The sequence below is a fragment of the Leptospira kmetyi serovar Malaysia str. Bejo-Iso9 genome (assembly GCF_000243735.2).
GTDB lineage: Bacteria > Spirochaetota > Leptospiria > Leptospirales > Leptospiraceae > Leptospira > Leptospira kmetyi.
On the sequence record NZ_AHMP02000001.1, the window covers coordinates 400,855 to 421,881 of the forward strand.

At 44.8% G+C, this 21,027-nt stretch carries 15 protein-coding genes; 8 read left to right on the top strand and 7 right to left on the bottom strand.

From position 1 onward, the window contains the following. Positions 1–44 precede the first annotated feature (44 nt). From metF to LEP1GSC052_RS01865, 5 genes are all read right to left on the bottom strand, one after another. Positions 45–917, bottom strand: a complete 873-nt coding sequence (gene metF / locus LEP1GSC052_RS01845) for a methylenetetrahydrofolate reductase [NAD(P)H] (protein ID WP_040912644.1) — start codon at positions 915–917, stop codon at positions 45–47. Between the two features lie 10 nt (positions 918–927). Then, positions 928–3,441: a discoidin domain-containing protein gene (locus LEP1GSC052_RS01850; protein WP_010572579.1), complete on the bottom strand. Its 2,514-nt coding sequence runs from the start codon at positions 3,439–3,441 to the stop codon at positions 928–930. A 25-nt stretch (positions 3,442–3,466) separates the two neighbouring features. After that, positions 3,467–4,360: a helix-turn-helix domain-containing protein gene (locus LEP1GSC052_RS01855; protein ID WP_020985471.1), complete on the bottom strand. Its 894-nt coding sequence runs from the start codon at positions 4,358–4,360 to the stop codon at positions 3,467–3,469. A 374-nt stretch (positions 4,361–4,734) separates the two neighbouring features. Further along, complete coding sequence (locus LEP1GSC052_RS01860; protein ID WP_010572578.1) at positions 4,735–5,580, bottom strand: ParB/RepB/Spo0J family partition protein; 846 nt, start codon at positions 5,578–5,580, stop codon at positions 4,735–4,737. Then, entirely contained in the window at positions 5,564–6,316 is a 753-nt protein-coding gene (locus LEP1GSC052_RS01865; RefSeq protein ID WP_020985386.1) for a ParA family protein, read from the bottom strand. The genes LEP1GSC052_RS01860 and LEP1GSC052_RS01865 overlap by 17 nt, the downstream gene beginning before the upstream one ends. A 249-nt stretch (positions 6,317–6,565) precedes the next feature. Between LEP1GSC052_RS01865 and LEP1GSC052_RS01870 the strand changes: the two genes are divergently transcribed. The 4 genes from LEP1GSC052_RS01870 (at position 6,566) to LEP1GSC052_RS01890 (ending at position 11,447) form a co-directional block, all read left to right on the top strand. Beyond that, positions 6,566–7,939: a helix-turn-helix domain-containing protein gene (locus tag LEP1GSC052_RS01870; protein ID WP_020985420.1), complete on the top strand. Its 1,374-nt coding sequence runs from the start codon at positions 6,566–6,568 to the stop codon at positions 7,937–7,939. Between the two features lie 2 nt (positions 7,940–7,941). Continuing rightward, positions 7,942–8,955 carry a hypothetical protein gene (locus tag LEP1GSC052_RS01875; protein ID WP_020985452.1) on the top strand — a complete coding sequence of 338 codons (1,014 nt, stop codon included), beginning with the start codon at positions 7,942–7,944 and terminating at the stop codon, positions 8,953–8,955. A gap of 1,209 nt (positions 8,956–10,164) precedes the next feature. Further along, positions 10,165–10,545 carry a phosphatidylinositol phospholipase gene (locus LEP1GSC052_RS01885; RefSeq protein ID WP_010572575.1) on the top strand — a complete coding sequence of 127 codons (381 nt, stop codon included), beginning with the start codon at positions 10,165–10,167 and terminating at the stop codon, positions 10,543–10,545. Positions 10,546–11,231: 686 nt separating this feature from the next. Next, on the top strand, positions 11,232–11,447 hold the full coding sequence (locus LEP1GSC052_RS01890) for a hypothetical protein (RefSeq protein WP_010572574.1): 216 nt from the start codon (positions 11,232–11,234) through the stop codon (positions 11,445–11,447). Between the two features lie 57 nt (positions 11,448–11,504). Here the strand turns inward: LEP1GSC052_RS01890 and LEP1GSC052_RS01895 are convergent, their stop codons facing one another. Then, on the bottom strand, positions 11,505–12,953 hold the full coding sequence (locus tag LEP1GSC052_RS01895; protein WP_020985432.1) for a PP2C family protein-serine/threonine phosphatase: 1,449 nt from the start codon (positions 12,951–12,953) through the stop codon (positions 11,505–11,507). Between the two features lie 162 nt (positions 12,954–13,115). On the opposite strand from LEP1GSC052_RS01895, the gene LEP1GSC052_RS01900 reads away from it, so the two are divergent. Continuing rightward, a complete protein-coding gene (locus tag LEP1GSC052_RS01900) occupies positions 13,116–14,582 on the top strand; it encodes an MBOAT family O-acyltransferase (RefSeq protein ID WP_040912645.1) in 1,467 nt (488 codons plus the stop codon). On the opposite strand, the gene LEP1GSC052_RS01905 is transcribed toward LEP1GSC052_RS01900, so the two are convergent. Continuing rightward, positions 14,567–16,099 (bottom strand): hypothetical protein, encoded by a 1,533-nt coding sequence (locus LEP1GSC052_RS01905; RefSeq protein ID WP_010572570.1) that lies wholly within the window; start codon positions 16,097–16,099, stop codon positions 14,567–14,569. The two genes, LEP1GSC052_RS01900 and LEP1GSC052_RS01905, sit on opposite strands and share 16 nt — an antisense overlap. A 188-nt stretch (positions 16,100–16,287) precedes the next feature. Here LEP1GSC052_RS01905 and LEP1GSC052_RS01910 point away from each other — a divergent pair, with 188 nt between their 5' ends. The 3 genes from LEP1GSC052_RS01910 to LEP1GSC052_RS01920 all read left to right on the top strand — a co-directional run bounded on the left by LEP1GSC052_RS01910 (position 16,288) and on the right by LEP1GSC052_RS01920 (position 20,985). Then, complete coding sequence (locus LEP1GSC052_RS01910) at positions 16,288–17,889, top strand: hypothetical protein (protein ID WP_135608511.1); 1,602 nt, start codon at positions 16,288–16,290, stop codon at positions 17,887–17,889. A gap of 66 nt (positions 17,890–17,955) precedes the next feature. Continuing rightward, on the top strand, positions 17,956–19,005 hold the full coding sequence (gene asd, locus LEP1GSC052_RS01915) for an aspartate-semialdehyde dehydrogenase (protein ID WP_040912647.1): 1,050 nt from the start codon (positions 17,956–17,958) through the stop codon (positions 19,003–19,005). 12 nt (positions 19,006–19,017) lie between these two features. Then, a complete protein-coding gene (locus LEP1GSC052_RS01920; RefSeq protein ID WP_040912649.1) occupies positions 19,018–20,985 on the top strand; it encodes a hypothetical protein in 1,968 nt (655 codons plus the stop codon). Positions 20,986–21,027 lie beyond the last annotated feature (42 nt).

The window sequence follows — 21,027 nt, forward strand, 5'->3', positions numbered from 1 at the left end:
GAACACCGAAGATACTTCAGGAGTTCCGACTTCGGCCTGAGGCCTTAACCTTTCAATTCCCTCACAATATCATAACTCGCATGAGATTGATTGAGAGTATAAAGATGAATTCCCGGCGCGCCCATTTCGAGCAGCTCCCTACATTGTTTCACCGTAAAGTTTAAACTTCTACGATAGAATTCTTCGGGACGATGTTCGACTTCCTGCAGATCCTCAATGAGAGAAGAGGGGAACTCACAACCCGCCAAGGAACGAAACCGTTCGATTTGAGAAAAAGAAGTGATCGGCATAATTCCCGGAATTACCGGAATCGTAATTCCGACCTTTCTCACGAGATTTAAAAAATTCTCAAAGATGGAATTTACAAAGAAAAGCTGAGAAACCAAAAAATCCGTTCCCGCTTCCACTTTTAATTTTAGATTGCGAACGTCTTCTTCCAATGTTTTTGCGTTCGGATGTTTTTCGGGATAACAACCGCCGCCGATACAAAAGTCCATTTTCTCGGAACGGATAAACGAGATGAGTTCCGTCGCGTTTGCAAAGCCGCCCTCGGTTTTTTTGAATTCGCCTTCGCCCCTGGGAGGATCACCGCGCAGCGCCATCAGATTGACGATCCCCGCGGAACGAATTCCCTTTAACGTTTCCAGAATTTGTTCCCGATTGGCGCCCACGCAGGTAAAATGAGAAGCCGTCGGAAAAGAATAATTCTTGGAAATCTCCGACGAGATCTGCACGGTTTTATCCCTTGTCGAACCTCCCGCGCCGTATGTCACCGTTACGAAGTCCGGATTCAAACGAGACAGTTCTTTTACCGTCTCCATCAACTTAGCCTCACCGTCCGGAGTTTTCGGAGGTAAGAATTCAAACGAATACACTGGCCCTTTTGCAGAGCCGTAAATCTCAGATATTTTTTTCATAAACTCCCGATTATTGAAAACAAAGAAGAATTTGGATCTGACCTCGTCCGCCTCGAAGAGGGGTTAAAGCCTTTCCAAACAAAGACCCCGGGCGCAAGGATTCCGCCGAAATTCGAACAGCATGACCGCCGGTCAAACCGGTCACGAGCAAACTTCCCGGTTGAATCGGATATGCCGACGCATCCGCATTCACCGTAACGACACCCGAAACCGCAACGAGCCAGTGGGCCCCGTCGGACGGAGCTTCGCTTCCGAACAACAACGCCGCCGATTTCACGGCGACGCCGATCGCATGTGTCGCGTTAGCCGTCTTCGCCTTTTGCAATCTTCCGTCTTCGCCCATTACCAAAATGTCGCCTTCGCCGATTACGTCGGATGGATTGATCGGGAAGAATCGAGCGATACAATCCGAATTCTTTCCTGTCGAAATTCGAACAGTTCCCGCAAACTCGGATTCTCCTTCGGCCAAAAACGCTTTGCCGGAACCGCTTTCTCCCAAAGAAGAGATCCCTTTTCCGGTCGCAAAAAGCGCGACTCCCGACCGAGAATGAAACATTCCGCCAAACCCGCGTTTGGCGAGACCCAAAACTCCGGCTCCGTCTTTTTCCGCCGAGGAAGAATCTCCTCTTACTCCGAACTTTTCTCCGTATCCGATCAGCCCCGCGTTTCTTGCCGAGCCTACGATTCCCGCGCCTTTTTCACTTTCGTTTTTGCCGTAGATCGGCGCGTGATTTTCGGGCGGAGGAGAAATGTTCGTATAAGCAGCTTCCGTGTTTCCTTTTACTCTTAAAAAGCCCGTATGAGAACTGAAATCATGATCCAAAGGAGCGTAGTCGTGCGTATGCGGCTTTGGGTCTCTTTTGTCGGACAACCTTGGATCGTCGGCAGAAACCACTTTGCCCGGAGCGTTGCTTCCAAGAGTTGCGATCTCTACGATTCCCGGATAAGAAGTCGTAGCGTTTCGAAGTCGTTTATCATTTCCTTGAACGACAAGACCTTCCTTTGATTCTCCCGACTGCGCCAACTGAACGATCCCGTAGGATTCTGCGGTGGCGATTTTTAGGCGTTTATCATTTCCCTGAACTGCGGATTCCGCAGAATCTTCTCCGCTTTTTGCAAAACGAACGATTCCCGGAAACTCAGTGTTCGCCTTTCGAATCCGAGGGTCATCCGCAGTCACAGCCTTGCCGGGTTCCGACGCACCAGGCTCGGAAAGAATCGCAAGTCCGTATTTTTTCGTTGTGGCGATTTTCAGTCGATCGTCGTTTCCTTGAACGACAACGCCTTCTTTGGTTTCTCCATTCTCCGCAAGTTCGACGATTCCAAGACTGGACACGGTCGCCGCCCGCAATCGATCATCATTTCCTTGAACGACTCGTTCCGCCCGATTTTCGCCATTCGATGCCAAGCGAACCAAGCCGTGCGCGAGCTCCGTAGAATGTTTGAGTCGTTTATCGTTTCCTTGAACGACGACTCCTTCTTTTTCTTCGCCGTCTCCGGCGAGTTCGACGATTCCTTTGTATTCGGTGGACGCGTCTCTCAACCGACGGTCGTTGGATTGAACGGCAACCCCTTCCGAATTCTCACCATCCACCGCAAGACGAACCAGCCCCGAACGCAATACGGTCGCATAGGGAAGGGGCTCCGCGGTCGGTTTATTGGTAAGATCGCTGAGATGCGGAGTCGCATACAATTCGAGCTCCGCGATTTTGGTTTGATAGAATTCCTGCGCCTTCTTTTCTTTTTGGCGAGCGACGAGTTTCAGATAACGCACGTTCGTCGGTAAAAATCTCCACTGATACCAAACCCCCGGTTCGGATAAGAATTGATTCTCTTCCAAAAGCTGATTCCAAGAAAGATCGTCTTCGCTGTAATATACGGTAAAACTTTCGGGAAAAAAAGTAGGATCGAGTTTCGGAGTTAAAAGTCGGAGCTCATTCACTCGGCTGATCGAACCCAAGTCGGTAAGAAAAAATTCTTCCGACGGTTTCGGATTTTCTTTCGATGCCCATCCGTAGTCGGGCCTTTGATCGATTAGATTTTCTTTGACCCAAAATCGATCCTGTTCGGAACTCACTTGGATCTTTACGATTCCCGAAATTCCAACCTCTAACTGCCCAATAGAAATCTTATATTTTCCCGCTCCGTCTCTTTCGGAAACCTGACTGATCAATTTTAAGAACTTTGCTTGAACCAAAGAAAAATTCCATTGACCCGTCTTCTGATTTAAACGCCTAAATCCCGTCTCTTGCAGAATCGGTTCCCATACGATTCCGTCGGTTGAAATTTCAAATCGAAACGTATCGGGGAAAAAGGCGGCCTCTTGTGAATTCGAATGAAGACGAATTTGATTGAGGCTCGAAATTCCATCAAAGTGTAATGTAAGCGCGGAAATTCCCGGAGAATCCTTCGTTTCGGAGTAGCGGAGCAGTTTTCCTTCTTTTAAATCGTAAGTCCCGGACGATTTGATTTCGCGGATTTTGATTTGACCGGGGTGGCTGATTCGAATTGATTCAGAGTTCATTCAAGATTTGTCCTGGTTTCTCTTTTTAATATTTTGCGGATGTAGTTCGGTTTTCTTCGGTTTTTGCGGAAAATATAACCAATATCGGAGGACGGATTTCCTCTGTGAAGTACTTTGCTATGATCATTCTCAAGGACTCCGGAACCGGGTCCAAGATGCAAAGCGTTCTTCCGTCCGGTTCCACTCGGACTCGTTCCAAGATTTCAACGCTGGACCGGGTCAATCGTTCTTTCGACCAATGTAAGAATCCCTTCCAAGTGGCTTCTTGTTCTTTTGGTCCTTCGTGGTTTTGATTAAATTCCGGCACGACGGCTTCGAGATCCGTTTTCATAAGATTCTTACAAATACCCTGTATATATCTTATATTTGCTTCCATTCCTCGTGCTTTGGCCTTTGCAAAAGCTTCCGACAAAATCGAAGGCCCGTATTTTTCTTCTAAATCCTCTAAACTTACATTCGTCTTTTTCTTTTGTGGTTCTTGATTCTGATTATTGGTTATGGTTATATTGATATGGTTTGGGTTTCCTTCTCCAGACCCCTGAGGACGCTTCTCCGACACCTCCGAGATTTCCCCGTTTCCACCCCCAGGGTGTCCAAAAATATACCCCTGCGGTGGAATTTTGGACCCTTTGTAGTTAAAGCAAAAGTAATAACGCGAGCTTGTATGCCCCGTTCCAGGTGTGACTTGAAGTAAACCCGCTTGGATAAGATCCCGTTTTCCTTGGATGATGGATTTTTTTGTTTTGAAGCCCGTTAGCTTCAGGAGAATTTCCGTGCTCGGCCAGACGGGCTTGAAATGCTGATCGCTAAATTTAAGCAGCACGAGATAGAGCGTCTTTGCCGCGGAAGATAAGCCGGCCCAGACACCCGATTCGATGATATCCGCAAAAAATTTGATGTATGGATAATGCTCGCCCATCTTCCTTTCGGGACCCTCCACTTAGGAAAGTACATTAATTTTAAGCAAAAATTCCGAAGGGAGTTGACATTATCTGACATAATGATACTTATGTCTCATCCAACAACATTCCTTCGGGAAAATCCGGCCCCTGGTTAGCCAGGGGAATTTTTTTGTTTCCGGATCCAGAAAATACGCCTTCGGCCCGAATCCTCTCGGATTTGAGCTTCGTACTATATTTCCGTTTACTATATTATGTCACATTAAACGACTCAATGCCGAGTTTGTCAACTCCATTGGTTCGTTTTCCTTGCTTTTTGAAAATTTCTTTTGCTAAGTACCTGTATGTACCTTTTTAATGTCGCTTAACAATATTATTAAACGACATTAAGGCGTTATACGGACTCGAATTTTTTGCGGAGTTCTTTTTTGACTAACTTAAGAATTTCGCCTAACAGCTCTTCGTTGTCCGAGCTGATTTGTATCAGGCCTTGTTTTTTCGTGATTTTGTATTCGGTCGATTTGGAACCGGAAGGTTTTGCGCTCGCAGGACTTGTTGTCTTAGGGGAGAATAAAGTATCTTCTTCTCGGTTGAATGACTTTGCGTCCTTGACGGTTTTGAGCGCGCCCGTTTGAAACAAATTTAAGAATTCGGAAAAGGTTCCTTTTCGGGAAGCGGCGACCGCTTGGATCAACAAGTTCTTGCTTTCGATTCCGGCGTCTTTGCAGAATCTCAATTCTTCCTTGGTTAGGTCCGAAATTCCCAGGAGTTCCGTCATGTAACTTCTGCTTTTTCCAAAAAGTGTTCCGAGTTCTTGGTCCGTATATTTGAACGATGTTTTGAGATGAGACATCGCTTCCACTTCTTCATAAGGGGATAAGTTTTCTCTTTGGAGATTTTCTATGATGGCAAGTCGAAACGTTTCTTTTTCGTCTCGGTCGAGAATTTTACATTCCACCTCGATCCACCCGAGTTGTTTGGCCGCGTGGTATCTTCTTTCTCCAGCGACGATTCTATAGTTTTCATCTTCGGGGTTTTGTTTTGTGACGATGATCGGCTGAAGAAGTCCGTCTTTGTCTAAACTTCTTGCTAAGTCTTCAACGCCTTTTTTTCGATCCTGTCTCGGCTGGTTTTCCGACGGGAGAATTTTTTCGAGGCGAATTTTTCGAACGGTTCCTTCCAGCTTTTCTGCTTGGAAGACATCCGCGAGCGAGCCTAGTCTTTTACTTTTTGAGCTCATTCAAAAACTCCTCTATGAACCCTTCGTATTCCTGCGCTTGTTTGCTGGTTTTGTTATATTCGAATACTGATTTTTTTGCGAGGTGGGATTCTCCAACCGCGACCCCGTCTGAAATGCTCGTCTCAAAAATTCGAAAGTATTTTGTTAAAACCGGAATGATCGTTTTTGTCAAAAGGGTTTGCGGCTTGAGTTGGGTTACCAGCGCGCCTAAAATTTCCAAATTCGGATTAATTCTTTTTTTGATACTCGTGATTGTTTGTTGAAGTCCCACGATTCCATCTACGGAAAATTTTTCCGCCTGAAGCGGGATGACTACGTAATTAGATCCCACCAGCGCGTTGATCGTAAAAATGGACAAACTGGGCGGGCAATCGATGATACAAAAATCCATTCCGTCAACGGCTTGAAGCGCATCCCTTAAAATATAAGGCGCGTCCACGGAACTTCCCGACAGGGTTTCCACTTCCGCTAAGTTCATCTTTGAGGGAGCTAAAAAAAGATTCGGTAGTTTTGTTTCGATCATGATTTCTTTGATCGTCATTCTCGAGTTAAAAACTCCGTGCATCGACTTGTCCAGAGTTTCCGGATTCGTAAAAATTCCGGTGGAATTTGCCTGAGGATCTATGTCGACGAGGAGGGTTTTTTTTCCTCTTCGTGCGAGCCCCATGGACAAATTGAGAGAGGTTGTCGTTTTTCCTTCTCCGCCTTTCTGGTTTGCTATGGATACAACTATCATGAATTCTACCTTATACTCTATTGTCGGACATCCGACATCGAATCCTTATCGAGACCGGATTTGATGGACGGAAATTTTGTTTTCGCGGGGGGCGATATCAAAGTGCGATTTTCGGTCTCGTTTCCAGATGGCTCTAAGGTTTTCTATCTTCAATCATTTATCTGAAATTGATGCTTTTTTCCTAAAAATTCTCCTTTGGGGATTTCGATGGTCGGACGTCCGACATTGCATCTGTACTTGGTTGACAGGATGCTTAATTTTAAACATCTTCCTTTTGTGCATCCGTCCTTATTCAATCTTTTGTTTTCGGAGAATTCTTCCCTTAAAAATAAAAAGGAAGAATTTGCGAACGCATTTGAAGAATGGGTTCGGATTTCCGGCGGGGTTTGCGGCGTTTTGACTTTGAGTTCCGACCGAGGAAAAAGTCTCGAGGAAGTTGCAAGTCTCGGATATAACGAGGACGGCTTTTTTTATTCTTTTTTGTCGAGGACGACCGGGAACTTGGATAAGTTGCGTCAGGGTTCCGACTTTTTCCCGACTTGGTTTTCATCCGCGGAGAACGATCTTTTTCATCCCGAAGCGGCTGGCTGTTTGGTCGCTGGGATTCGAGGAGATTCTTTTTTGGACGGGTTTTTTCTCGTCGAATTTTTGGACAAACCTTCGGACGCGGTTTTGGCTCTTTGGGCTTTGCTGACCAAAAAAATCTCGGAAAATTCTTCCCCAAATTTATCCATCTTGAAGGCGAATTCTTCCGCTCCGAACAAGCCCGATTTTGTTAAAAAAGAAGGCGTCGGAGAATTCTTAGCAGAAATCTGCGGTGTTCAGTTGTTGCCCGATTGGCTCCAAAGAAAAAATTCTTGGGTTCGAATTTTGGGACCTTCCGGTTCCGGAAAAAAATCTTTGGGCAAATGGTTTCATCGAAATCTAAATCCGGAAAAAGGAATTTTAGTGATCGGGTTTTTGCCCGAGCAGATTTCTAAGTTGGAAAAATCTCTGGAAGAATGGATTCGGATGACGAATTCCGGAACGATTCTGATCGAGGGCGCCGAGAAATTTACCTCGATCCAGCAGAAGTTCTTTTTTAAAATTCTTTCCGGCGGAGCCGAGAATGTTCGGCTTTTTTTTACCGAGAATTCGGGCGCTGAACCGACCGAAATTTTCAGACCGTTTCGGGAATTCTTGCTCCAAAGAACGATCGAAATTCCAAGTTTGTCCGAGCTGAATTCTTCCCAAAAGAATTTTTTGATTCGACTGATTTTGGAAGAACTGAAAGAATCCTTAGGCCGAGATGATCTTCGGTTGTCGGAAGAAAATCTCGAGAAGATTCTCCGTATGAATTTCGATAAGAATCTTTCGGGCCTGCGAAATCTTTTGGAAGAATCCATCCTAAGTTCCTCCGGTTCCGAAATCGGAATTCAGGATCGAAAAGAAGTTCGGGATCGGATTTTGACGATTCCGGATTCCGAGGATTTGGATCTTCGAAGGGCGGTCGAGGCGGTGGAGAGGCAAAAAATTCTCCTCGCGCAGAAATTATTCGGCGGAAATCAGATCCGAATGGCCCGTGCGCTCGGAATTTCCAGGGGCTCTTTGCAATATAAACTCAAACAATTGGAGATTGGTTAAAAGTGGATCTCGATTCTCTTTACGAAGAAAGAAAAACTCCCGGCGGATTTTTAGTAAAGGTTCGTCTTGCGAAAATGACCTACGTCGTTTTTACGCAAAAAGGGCCGGAAGTTCCTCGGGGCGCCAAAAATAATTCCATTGTGGTCGCGGTTCCTCGCGTCGTTTTTTTAGGGTCGGAATTCAATCTTTCCCATTTCCGTCTCGGAGAATTGAGCTTCGTAAACGTAAAACAAGGGAAACTCGTTATCCCGTATCAACATTCCAATTCCGGGAATGAGGTTCGCACTATTTTTTTAAACAGCGGAAGCGACTGCGACGTTCTTCCGGTTGTGGTTTATCATTTTCAGAATAACGAAGATTTGATCCGGTCCCGAGAAGAAGGGGTGGAAATGCACCACCTCGTTTTGGATGAATCGTATCCAAGACAGGATTTGATTACTTTGAAAATTCGTTTTCCGTCTTTGAACATGTTGATCGTTCGGAAAAAAGTCGCGGTTCATAAACCCGCCGAAGCCGCTCCGGTCGAAGGAAACAAGGGGAAAGAATCCGGGATTGTCGACTTCAACAAAGTCCGCGCGGCGGACATTATGGATTCCGGAAATCTGAATATTCATTCGGGGAACCCGGTTTTTTTGGCGCGGATTCATTTGCGGAGAATGGATCTCGAAAAAGTAAAACAACTTCTTTTGGACTTTCAACTCAAGCCGGAAGAGGTTTCGTTCATTCGAACTTTTTTTGCCGTAATGATTCGCAACGAATTTGAAAAAGACGAACTCAAACTGGCCAAACAAAAACTTCTCAACTTAGATGAAGGATTTCGTTTGGCGGAACTCATTCTTGAAATGAAAGTTCCCGAATTCGAGGTTGAGCTGGAAAAGAATTTCGGTCCGGAAATCGCGAGTATGTGTTATGCGCTTTTGGAAAAAGAACAAGACCGCGCCGAAGAAGAAGAAAAGGGAATTATTCTCTGGGAATGGAAGTTGAGAGTGAAGCGTCTTTTCCGTAAGAGCGCCTGAGAATCTGCTTAAAAAAACTCCAAAAAATACGAAAAAAAGCTTCCTTTTTCTCGAAAAACGGGCATATTAAAGAAAATTGCTATGTTTTTTCGAACAAAAACAAAATTTCTGGCACAGTTTTTGCTTATCGGCCTTTGCGGGTTCGGTCTGCAAACCGCCGTCTCCGCGTCCGAAAGTGAAACTTCGGAAGCCCGAGAAGTTTTTGTTCATCAAGCCGAAGTCGATCGAGTTTTGGTCGAACCGGTTTCGAATCTTTCTCCTTTAGATCAGGAAGATTTTTTTGTTTTGAATTCGAAGTCGGTTGTCGGAACAAAAATCAATCGCGTTGATGCGGCTCGAAAAAAAATCAAAGCGCTTCAAGAACAGGAAACTTCTTTTGTTTCGAGTAACCGGAGTTCCGACCTTTCCAAATTTCAGTGGGATCTAAATTGTTTTTCCGGAATGAGTCTGAATGATCTTGAGGATTCTTTTGTTTTTGTGGGAACTCCTGCTTTTAAAAATGCGTTAGGCTCCTTCGAAGACGGTTCAAAAAACTTTGCATCGTTTTCAGGCGAGAATCTTGTTGTTCCGGATTCGACCGAGGGCGTAGTTCCGACCTTCGAAAAAAACTGTCCTTTGATTTTTCTTTATTTTTCTCCAAAATTTTCTGCAAATGCAAAGATTGCGGCCGTTAGCTTTCTTGGGAGCGTCTTGGATTTCGCGATTTGGATCGGTTCGGGTGAGAATTCCTCAGGGCGGTCCTGTAGTTTGGATGAAAGTTCTAAGGAATCCTCCGTAGATTTGTGCTACCAACCGGAATTCTCGCTGAGGTCGGAACTACGTTCCACAAATGGTCAGGATCCCCCTAAGGCGAGCGTTGTAGATAACGCGGGAAGATTTTGGGGAGAAGAGGGCGGATTCTCAAATAGTAGCGTTGTGGTTTCCAACGATTCGAAAAGGACAGACGAGAAAATTTCTTCCGGTTATCCGACCTTAACGAGCGGTCTCAATTTTCTAAAAACGAATTCTAAGAAATTTGATTTCACCACTTCGAATTCGAAATTAACACCCAAGTATTTTTCTTACAAAACGTTCACGCGCGAAAATCTTCAAAACCCAAAAGTAACATTCGCGTTCTTTGATCCTAAAAGAATTCTTACGTAAAATTCTCTTCTTGTAGAAAATTCTAATTTTGTTTGTTTTTCAGCCTACGGTTGAAAATCTTTGTCCATGGCTTCCAAAGTGAAACGCTCTTCTTTTCAGAAATTGTTGAATGCAATGAAAAAGATGTCTCTCGAAGTAAACGATTACGAGATTTGCAAACGTCTCGAAACGATAATGATGACTAGTAAAGAAGACCTAAGCCAAGTGGTTGTAAAATCTCTTTTGGACAACCCGCTCGATTTTGACCCGAAAACACTGCCCGAACCTTACGGTCAGTACATCCGACACTTCGTATATATGGTCAAAAGAAACAAAAAGCAGGGGATTGATACGAACTTCGACGCACCTTCGGGAACAAAATCCGCTGAAAAACAAATCGCATCTGTCGTAGACCCGACAAAAGCTCCTTCCAAAAAAGCAAACTCCAAAAAGTCCGTAAAACGGTAAAAGAACCCTGTGCTCAGCACAGGGCGAAAATCAAAATTCGTAAATGCCTGGCATAGGTCAGATAATGCCTAAAAACAGATAAAACGTGCCCGTTTATTGCAAGATTTAGCCATTGCTCGGCAAAAGTAGAAATGCCTACTTTTAGGCATGGCCGGGTTTGGGCATTTCTTGTAAGCGTCAGGTTTTCTATGAGGTTGGCGATAGAATTTCGTTAGGAAAAGCAGACCCCTATATTATGTCTCTTCAGGAAAACTTGTCGCCTAAAATCAGGCAACTTAAGTCCGGTTTTACGGAATCGCTCCAGGTACGGATTATGAGCTAAGTGACATAATTTATATAATAAAACAGGCGAAAGTTCGAAGTTCGCCGTCTGCGCTTGAGTGTAGCCACTTTAAACGATGGAGATTTGCCGATGCCAAGACCCGATTTTGTATATAAATGCGAGGCTTAGTGCCGATCATAGGGCACAAAAAGAATTATGCAATGTAGCAGATCAAATTGGAGCAGAGCTTCTGTTTCGGAGAAAGAAGGACAGGATGCGGCTTTAAAGAAAGGATCGGAAGGAAAGAATATGCATAAATTAATGCCATAATGACATGTGTAGGAAAATTGCCTACTAATGCCAGGGAGACAGGAAAAAGGTTTTACGAATCTTCCTCGAAACAAAAGAATTGAGACCTTAGATTATGGCTGAAGTGATTAAATTGCGCGTGAAGTGCCACGCATGTTCTTATATGATCGAGGGCTCTGCCAAGTATGGGGCCGGGCATTATGTCCCAGAAGGCGTTGATTTCGAATTTGTTGCCATTGGAAAGATCGAAACGCCTAAAGGCAGGAGAGTAAAAGCTGAAATTTCAGCAAATTGTCCGAACTGTGGAGTGCGGAACAAGTGGACGATTTAGACAAAAATAAATGTTTTATAGTAATCTAAATATATTGATTAAAAATAATCCATTACATTACAAATCGATTAAAATTAGGCAAATATCATCTTCAGCCTTTTCCGCGCCCCTGAATTTCGTTAATTTGTTTTCGATGTTTGAAACGGCTGTTTCTTGTGAAATCGGCCCGGTTTCTCTGGATTCTTGGGTGAGCCAGCGATAGAATTCCCGATCGCCGAGCATTTTTTGATCAGGATTGTGTGTTTCAGGGATTCCGTCGGTAAAAATTGCGATTCTATCCCCAGGGGCAAATTTAATTTCTCGCTCTTTGTAGTCGAGTTTTGGAAAAATCCCGAGAACCTTTCCGCCGGGAGAAAGAAAACGGAGCTTAAAATTAGGCATTAATTGATTAAAAATAATCCCTTTATTATGCCCAGCATTGGCATATTTTAGAATTTTCTTTTTAAGATTCAGATAAATGTAGATCCCGGTAATGAAATTATCGTTTAATTTCCCGTAAACGTCATCGTTGAGTTTTCGCATCAGTTTACCGGGACGCTCCCAGTAACTGGAATTCTTCTCAAAACTCGTTTTCAAAGTATTGGAAAAAAGCGCCGCACCGATTCCGTGACCGGCGATGTCCGCAAGAAAGATTCCATACTCGGTGCCGGAAATCCGGCGGATCGTGTAAAAATCCCCGCCCACAGGAAGAACGGGTTTATAAAGAATTTGCATCTTAACCGGATCGTCCGGTCCGGGAAGATCCGCGCGGAACGATTTTTTCTGAATTCGTTCCGCTTGTTTGAATTCTTTTTCGAGATCGAGCTTTTCCTTGAGAACGCTTTCGTGTTCTAACTGCCGCGTATTGAGCAGTTCCTCAAGACGGTTGGAAATCACGGCGTGGAGATTCTGAATCAAGGAATCGGATTCCGAGCCGAGAATCTCCGTGGAGATCAGATATTTGAGGCGGTTTTCCGACCCGATTCTCCTCAAAAGATGAAACTGAAAATTCTTTTTAAGAAGTAGCTCGGCCTCGTAAATCTGCGAAAAATTCAGACCGGAACTTTCGGGAGAAAGAATTCTTTCGATCACCTGAGCCGGATTTTGATACGTAAAAGGACGTTCGGAAGTGAAAGAATAGAGTTTCCAGCGATAAATCTGGAACGTATCCACCACCCTTTGCAGGTTGAAAGTCCACGTTTTGGCGAGCCCTTGAAACCACGATTCCAAAAGGGAAACGCGGGAATAATCGCGGCCCGGATGTGGTCTGTGATAGTTTCCGAGTTCTTTTAAAATCGAGAGAATCTCCCTATGGATCGGCGTTAAATCGGGAAACGAAGCGTTTACGAACTCTGCACCGGAAAGAATTTTTTGAAGAGAATAAACCATGTCTTCGCGAAGAATCAAAAACATCGCGTGTTTCAGATCTTCTCGATCGATCTCTTGCAAAGGATTGGAATCCTTCGATCCGAGAAGTTTGAGTTTGGATAAGAACATTTCCACTTCGAAACGCAATTCTTCGGACATCGAATCCGGGATTTCCGAGATCGCTTTTTGAATCGAATTCAGGATTTCGTTCGATAAATCTTTCAGATTCTTTTCTCCTTAAGAGGTTCGTTGAATCGAAAAACGGCTGGAGGATTTCCGTTTTGCGGGAATTCTGGATTCGGACGCAGTTTCGACTTCACAATGAATTTTACGACTCCACAATACTTTCTTTTTTTTGCAATCGTTTGGTGCGTTCGATGGATTCTCGCGGCGATTTATCCGAAGAAGAATTCTTTCGTTCTTTATTTTTTACTTTCGGTCAGTTACTTTTTTTATCTTTCTTGGGATTATCGTTTCGGCGCGTTGATTCTTTTTACGACGGTCTTGGATTATTTCGTAGGACTCGGTATAGGCGCGCAAAACGCGCTCGGCGAAAGGGAGAATCTTCGCGCTCGAAGAATTCTTCTGTTTCTTTCCCTGTTCGGAAACTTGTCCGTGCTCGGATTTTTTAAGTACTTCCACTTTTTTACAGATTCGTTTTTCGCTTTGTTTCATTCTCTGGGTTGGAATATTTCCGCGCCCGCGTTGAAGGTGATTTTGCCCGTTGGAATTTCGTTTTATACGTTTCAGTCCTTGAGTTATTCGATCGACGTTTATCGAAAACAGATCGAACCCGAACGGAATTTTCTGCGATACGCCCTATTTCTTTCGTTTTTCCCGCAACTCGTCGCCGGTCCGATCGTGTCCGCGAGAATTCTTTTGCCCGCGCTTCGCGATCTATTTTCTTGGAAGAACGTTCCTCTTCGGGAAGGAATTTGGCTGATACTTTTGGGATTCGTGAAGAAGGCGGTGATCGCGGATCGAATCTCCGTGATTTCCGACTTCGCTTATCAATTTCCGGAAACGGTTTCTTCGCTCTTTGCGTGGATGGGCGTATTCTCTTATGCGATTCAGATCTATTGCGATTTTTCTGGTTATACGGACATCGCGATCGGTTCCGCTCTTCTGTTGGGAGTTCGTTTGCCCGAGAATTTTAGGCTTCCTTATACCGCGTCGAGTTTTTCGGATTTCTGGAGAAGATGGCATATCTCCCTTTCCGGTTGGTTGCGGGAATATCTGTATATTCCGCTCGGAGGAAATCGAATTACGGGATGGATCACCTATCGGAATCTTTTGATTACGATGTTGCTCGGCGGGCTTTGGCACGGAGCCAGTTGGAATTTCGTAATCTGGGGATTTCTGCACGGGATCTTTTTGGCGATGGAAAGGTGGTTTCGCGACGCTGTACGTTTTCCCTGGGAAAAAAATTCGGGTTTGGATCGAAGTTTAAAATTCCTATATCAGATTTTTGTAATTCTTTCCGTATGTTTGATTTGGATTTTTTTCCGCTCTAAAACCTTCGAAGGGGCCGCGGGGCTTTTGACGACGTTATTCTCCTTTCGTTCGGGAATCGAACCCACATATACGATGCAGAGTCATTTTTTGACCGTTTTATTCTTTATGGGTTTGGCGACGTGGATCGGGAAAAAGGAAGAATCTTCCGGATCTTTCTCCTTTTTTAGGGAGAATCTTCATTGGGCGATCTTTGCGTTTTTAAGCGCGCTCGGTTTTATCGTCGGAGTTGTTTTGACCGTGGAAACAAAACCCTTTCTTTACTTCGTTTTTTGAAAGGGTTTGCGTAAGGCTTCTCGGATTTTTTGAGAATCCTCGTAGAAGTAAAATTCTTTCGAGCCGCATTGCGTTTTATCGGAAGGTTTTCCGTAGACTTCCAGAATCCGATCTTCTCCTAAACCTTCGGTGAGAACCGCGATCGTTCCCGGATAATCCTTGAGATACCATTCTCGGTTGGAAATCGTATGCGAACCTTCTAATGTTCCATAGGCGACGTGAACCGCGGGGATTTTCGTTTCGGAAAAAACTCGAATTCTTTTTGCGTTCCAGAAATCGGAGACGACCAGAGAAATCGGTCGATTTTTGGCGATTTTGTCCACACAGGACGCTTCCTGTGGTATCGTCCGGAAAAGTCGCAAAAGCGCATTTTCGGGGTTTTCGGGAGATTTTTGTCCGAGGAACCAGACGGAAAGAAACAAAACGAAGATGGAGAGAGTTAAACCTCGTTTCGGAAAACCCGCCACAAAAACGAGAAAGATCGGACTCAAGATCAAGGCCGGTGCCGCATAACGTAGGCTGTATTCGTCGATGTATGTTCCGGTCAGAATGGGCGCAAACGTTAGAATTGCAAAAAAGAAAAACAAAAACGAAGTCGATTTCGTTTTATACATTCTTGTTAATGCGAAGAAGAGCGCGATCGTAAGAATCGAAATCAAAACCGCCGGAACCGGAATCGCCGACGCACCCCCGGAAGAAAACCAAACCAAAGCCTCGTCTTTAAAACGGGAAATATCTCGAACGATTTGCGCGAAGGATAAAACCGCCGGAATTCTTCCCGATTTTTCGATGAACAAAAACGATTTAAGAATCGAATGAAGGATCAAACCTATGATCCCCGCGACCAATAATCTCTTGGAACTTTCGGGAAAGAAACGTTTCCATACGGAACCGGCAGAATCTCGGTGTAAAAATCCGGCTAAAATTCCGGGAATCACAAGTTCCACAAAAAGGATCCGATCAGACGCGATCGTCAACGCGATCCAAAAAGACAAGATCCATACTTCACGTTTTTTGAATGTTTTGGAAAGCAAGGGCCAGGCATATAAGGTCACCAAAAAGGCGCTCGCGTGTATGGAAGGAAGAAAGAGAATATAAAGAGTCGGGAAGTTTTTTGCGGCTAAGAGTAAAAACGAAATCGAAACCAGAACCCAGGATTTTACGCGACGCGCTTCTTTGCGGGAAAGAGGTTTTCTCTTTTTTTCTTCCCGGAGATAAATCCAAAAACGTTCCGTCAAAACCGTAAAGAGAATCGTTTGTAAAAACGCGAAAACGACGAGCGCTTTCCCGGCGCTTCCGAAGATCCAAAGGAGAATGGAAACGATCGGAAAGTCCGGAAAAAAATACGGAGAAGGAGTAAAGGACCAGAATAAAAAATTTCCTCCGTCTCGGAATACGTCGAGAGCCACGGTCGGAATGTAGAGAATGTCCGAGTTGAGATAAATTCCTTCGGGGCTGAACGCGAGGGAATACAATAAGGAAATAAAAAATAGAATCAGGCTTAGAATGTATTTCAACGTGGTATCCGAAACGCCGCGAACCGCAACGATGTTTTCTTGAGTTTTCTTTATGCAAGTTTCTTCGGGTTGAAGTCAAGACAAAGCGGAAAAGAAGTTCCTGGACAAGCCCCGCAATTCTGGAAATTTGTAGCTTCAGAGTTTTGAAACAGAGGAAGACGACTTTGCAACAAAAGGACAACGCGGATTTGAAAAACAAAAAGCCCGGACAAGTCGGTCACGGCGCGCTTTTAGTCGCCGGAATCCTCGTATTATTCCTACTCGATTTTCTTTTTTTTAGGATTCTGATCTGGAAGGTTCCGAACGAATCCCCTTGGAGTTCCAATCACTTCTATAATTTTTTATACGAATACTTTTCGCTGAAGGAAAAACAAAAACGTCTTCCTCGGATTTTGATCGTGGGCTCGAGTATCGCTCATTATTCTTTCGATCGAGAATCCTTTCGAAAGGAAATTTTGGAAAAGACGGGAAAGGATACGGAAGTGGAATTTCTTTCCTACGCGGGAATGACTCCTTTGGACGCGTGGCTTTGCCGTAAGAAGATCGTGGAACTCGAACCCGACTTCGTCGTATTTCCGATTAATTTTATCGATTGGAGATTACACCGCGCGTATTCTTTGAACCCGGAATATAAGAACGAAACGATCGATCGTGAAATTCTTCTTTTGGACGCGCTGAATTTTTTTGAGGCCCCTCAGTCCCGTTTTATCTTTCCGTTCGAAACGGCTCTTGAATTTTTTTCCGAACTCGGATTTGCGAAAACGAGCGAATATCTCGCGGCGTCGGTGTTCGGATTTTACGGATATAAGGATGTTTTTTGGAAGAATCTTCGTTCTCTTTACGATCATCGGTTCGGAAGAAACACGAGTTATCACGGTTACAACGGGGTTCAAATCCGGGAACGAGTCACTTCTCTCGGATGGACCGGCAAAAATTTTTCCTTTCGACCGACTCCGGGAATGAAAAAAAACGGATTTCTCGTTCAGATCGTTCCGGAAATTCTTTCCTCGGGGCCTTTGAAAATCATATTCAAAAAAAAGAATGCGATTCAGTCGTTTACGTTTTCGGAACCGGGATGGAAAAAGATTCTTTTTGAAGAATCCTTTTTGTCGGAAGACCAACGCGCTCCCGATCTGTCGTCGGAGGATTCGGATGGGACGGTTTTTGCCGAACTTTCCAATACCTGGGTTCCTTTTTACGCGGAAGGCGAGAATAAGGATTGGAACTACGACCGGCTGGGAGTTCGTCTTCAGCAAACTTTCGGGACGGATATTCCCCGAAACGGCATGCAATACACGAGGGAAGAGCGTCTCGAGGATTTGCGTTACTTGAATATGAGTGATTTGGAATATTCTAAATACTTTAACTTTAGGCTTTTGGACGATTATGCGCAAAGGCCGGGAATCGGTTATCTGATCGCGCTGAGGGACGCGAAGTTTCGGATCAAGGACGAGAAGTTCGTTCCGGTTCTTCATTTCGAATATCTGCAGAAGTTCTCCGGATTTTTGCGCGAGAAAAAAATTCCTCTCTGGATCGTGAACAATCCCGAAAATCCGATCAGCTTGGGCTGGTATCAGGATTCGAATTGGTATCGGGATCATCTTTCTTTCTTGCAAGGGCTTGCGGGAGACGAAGTTTCGTTCAGCGATTTACGGAATTCTCTCTCGATGCAAGACTTCAGCGATTATCATCATTTTACCTTTCCGGGAATGATGAAGATGAGTTCGATTTATGCGAAAGAATTCGTCAAAATTTCTGAAAGACAAAGGGCCAATCCTTTAAAACCTTGATAAACAAGCCGTATTCGGCCAAATAACAAAGATTGTGAGGGCGGGTTTTTCCGTTTAATTAAAATTATGAGCAGGGTCAAAGTTGCCGTTTTAGGCGCCACCGGTTCCGTAGGTCAGCGATTCATTCAATTGCTGGATAATCATCCGTACTTTGAGGTTACACACCTCTGCGCTTCCGAGAACAGCGCGGGCAAGACGTACGGTGATGTAATGAAGACGAGATGGAAAATCTCCTCCGAAATCCCCGCTTATGCAAAGAATATCGTCATTACAACTCCCGATCCCGATAAAACGAAGGGTGTCGCATTAGCATTTTCCGGTTTGGACGCGAGTATCGCGGGCGAAGTGGAAACGAACTACGCGAACGCGGGAATTCATATCATCTCCAATTCCAAAAATCATAGAATGGACCCGACGGTTCCTCTTCTTTCCGCGGAAGTGAATGCTTCCCATTTGGATGTTCTGACTTCTCAGAAAACCAAAGGAAAAATTATTACGAACTCGAACTGCACCATCATGGGCGTTACGATTTCTCTCAAACCTCTTTATGATCGTTTCGGAATCGAATCCATTATGCTTTTTTCCATGCAGGCGATCAGCGGCGCGGGTTATCCCGGCGTTCCTACGATGGATATTTTAGGAAACGTGGTTCCGCATATCGGCGGCGAGGAAGAAAAAGCGGAGATCGAACCTCTGAAATGTTTGGGTAAAGTGGAGAATGGTAAAATCGTTCACGCCGATTTCCCGATTTCCGCGCATTGCAATCGTGTTCCGGTTTTCGACGGTCATACCGTTTGTGTTTCGGTTAAATTTAAAAAGAAACCGACTCAGGAAGAAATTCTTTCCGCTTGGAAAGAATTTTCCGGCGAACCTCAGAAGTTAGGACTGCCTTTGGCTCCGAATCCTCCGATTCTTTATAGAGAAGAAGCGGACAGACCTCAGCCGAGATTGGATCTCGAAACCGGAAAGGGAATGACGACCGTGATCGGACGTTTGCGTCCCGATCCGATCTTCGATTGGAAATATGTCGTCTTGAGCCACAACACGATCCGTGGAGCGGCGGGAGCGGCATTATTAAATGCAGAACTTCTTTACAAAAAAAATTTCCTTGGATGATACTGTCATTCCATGTTGGAACCTCAGTCTCCTGAACTCAAAGTAGCGGATTATAATACTGCATTGCAGTTGACTCAGTCACTTGAGTCCAGGGGCGATTTCCAGTACAAGGGAATTCACAAACTTCTGCTCGTAATCGGCGATTGGACGGATAAATACGTAGCGAACAAAATTCTTCCCAACGCCGATCAATTAGCGAGAGAATTGAATCTTGAAAAAGACAAGATTCTCCAATATCTCAAAGAACTCTGCACGAAATACAATCCTCCGATCGTGAAAAAAATCTGCATGGTGGATTTTAATCCGACCGGAGACGCCTCGGACGGAAAGATCGAATCCTATCTTCGATTGAATCCCGTGTTTGCAAGGCCGCAACCGACGGACGCTTCGACAAGTCATCGATATGTGGACGGGGTAAATCTCACCACGTTTTCCTCGATTCAACGTTGGGCCAAGGAAAAGAGGGTTTTTCCCGGCAAGGAAGAATTTATTAAGCGAATTCATTCCGCGATTCTCGAAAACAAACTCACGGATACGTACGCTTCCACCGAAATCGGAAGTCTGTTCAACGATCCTTTGGACGTTACTCCCGGTTTAAAGCAGGTTACGGTGAACATTCATCTCAAACCCGTTCTCAAAAAACTGGTCGAACAAAAAACACTGTTCTTTTTCAGAAACGAACAAGCCCTCAATCCGGGCAATCGCTCCGTTTTTTATTACAACGTTCAGGAAGAGATTCTCGCGAGAATCGAAGCATATAAGACTTTTCTAATGGATCGTCTCGTGCCCGAACTGCAGAAGATCGGAGCCGTGAGCGCGTTGACAGCCGAGGAAAAGGAAAACACCCGAACCTTGGTCAATTCCATTATGCCTTATCTGAGTCCCGCCTACGGCGATCAAAAAACCGCCATGGAAGAACTTCTGGCTCTCATTCACTTCGAAGAGGAAGACAAGGAGAAAAAGGAAAAGGAAGAGAAGAAGGTCAAACTCAACGAAATCCTGGATTATATCAAATCGGCGAACCGTCTCGTGGATCTGAACTTTCTCCGCTTTCGAGGACAACAGATCGAAGAGGACATACGCGCGCTCGTCGCCAATCACGAACAGATTCTTCACACCGAGTTCGCTGACAAAAACGCTTTGTACAACTACGTTCTCCATAAACTTTCCGTCGCGGGCGCGATCGAAGCCGCGAGAAAAATTTTCGCTTCGACCGGAAACGACAACGAGATCCGAATTCTCGATCGAATGAAGATCAAGGATTTCTTAGATAACCGCGAGGCCGCGGCCGCTTTCGATAAACTCGAATTATCCAGTCTGTTTAAATATCTTCCTTTTTTTACGAGGCTTTGGAGAAACATCTTCGGAAACGCGACCGTTCATAAGTTCGAAGCGGAACAGATCCGCGCACACAACGCGGTCGAACTCAACAAACGAGTCATCGAAGCGCGCACCAAAAAGATTCAGGAAGACGCTTCCAAACTCGCCGAAAAACGGGTTAAGGAAAAAGAAGCAAAAGAACTCGCGGAGAAGAATGCGCGCAAACAAGCCGCGGCTCAGTCGAAGGACGACAAAATTCCTTCGGCTCCGGTTCACAAGGAAGTCGATCCGCAAAACGCGAAACTTCTGGAACGGGTTCTCGATATTCTGGACGATTATTGGTCGAGCAGACAATATCCGGATCGAAACATTCTTCTTTACGAGATGGACGGAGAGATCGACGAGGAAGGTCTGATCAACTTTCTCAAAAAATTCGGGAAGAACGAAATCTTCTCCTTTATGGTGAGAAATCAGGAAGAACGATATACGTTTCCGATTCTCATCACCAGACGTTATCTCAAGAAAAACGGAAGGGACTTGATGGAAAAGTCTTCCTCGATCATCAACGAACAAAAAGACGCGAGTATGCCCGATCAGGATTTGTTCGACTTCTGTATTTCTCTCGACGATTTTCTGAAGAAAACCCTGCCTAAAATCTGATTCCAGATTGTCCTGAGTCCCGCTCTCCCGAATAAAGGTACT

Excerpts from the sequence above, each read along its gene's own strand:
- LEP1GSC052_RS01900 (WP_040912645.1), top strand. The coding sequence starts at position 13,116 with ATGAATTTTACGACTCCACAATACTTTCTTTTTTTTGCAATCGTTTGG.
- LEP1GSC052_RS01920 (WP_040912649.1), top strand. The coding sequence starts at position 19,018 with ATGTTGGAACCTCAGTCTCCTGAACTCAAAGTAGCGGATTATAATACT.
- LEP1GSC052_RS01885 (WP_010572575.1), top strand. The coding sequence starts at position 10,165 with ATGGCTTCCAAAGTGAAACGCTCTTCTTTTCAGAAATTGTTGAATGCA.
- asd (WP_040912647.1), top strand. The coding sequence starts at position 17,956 with ATGAGCAGGGTCAAAGTTGCCGTTTTAGGCGCCACCGGTTCCGTAGGT.
- LEP1GSC052_RS01890 (WP_010572574.1), top strand. The coding sequence starts at position 11,232 with ATGGCTGAAGTGATTAAATTGCGCGTGAAGTGCCACGCATGTTCTTAT.
- metF (WP_040912644.1), bottom strand. The coding sequence starts at position 917 with ATGAAAAAAATATCTGAGATTTACGGCTCTGCAAAAGGGCCAGTGTAT.
- LEP1GSC052_RS01850 (WP_010572579.1), bottom strand. The coding sequence starts at position 3,441 with ATGAACTCTGAATCAATTCGAATCAGCCACCCCGGTCAAATCAAAATC.
- LEP1GSC052_RS01895 (WP_020985432.1), bottom strand. The coding sequence starts at position 12,953 with ATGTCCGAAGAATTGCGTTTCGAAGTGGAAATGTTCTTATCCAAACTC.
- LEP1GSC052_RS01855 (WP_020985471.1), bottom strand. The coding sequence starts at position 4,360 with ATGGGCGAGCATTATCCATACATCAAATTTTTTGCGGATATCATCGAA.
- LEP1GSC052_RS01860 (WP_010572578.1), bottom strand. The coding sequence starts at position 5,580 with ATGAGCTCAAAAAGTAAAAGACTAGGCTCGCTCGCGGATGTCTTCCAA.
- LEP1GSC052_RS01865 (WP_020985386.1), bottom strand. The coding sequence starts at position 6,316 with ATGATAGTTGTATCCATAGCAAACCAGAAAGGCGGAGAAGGAAAAACG.
- LEP1GSC052_RS01870 (WP_020985420.1), top strand. The coding sequence starts at position 6,566 with ATGCTTAATTTTAAACATCTTCCTTTTGTGCATCCGTCCTTATTCAAT.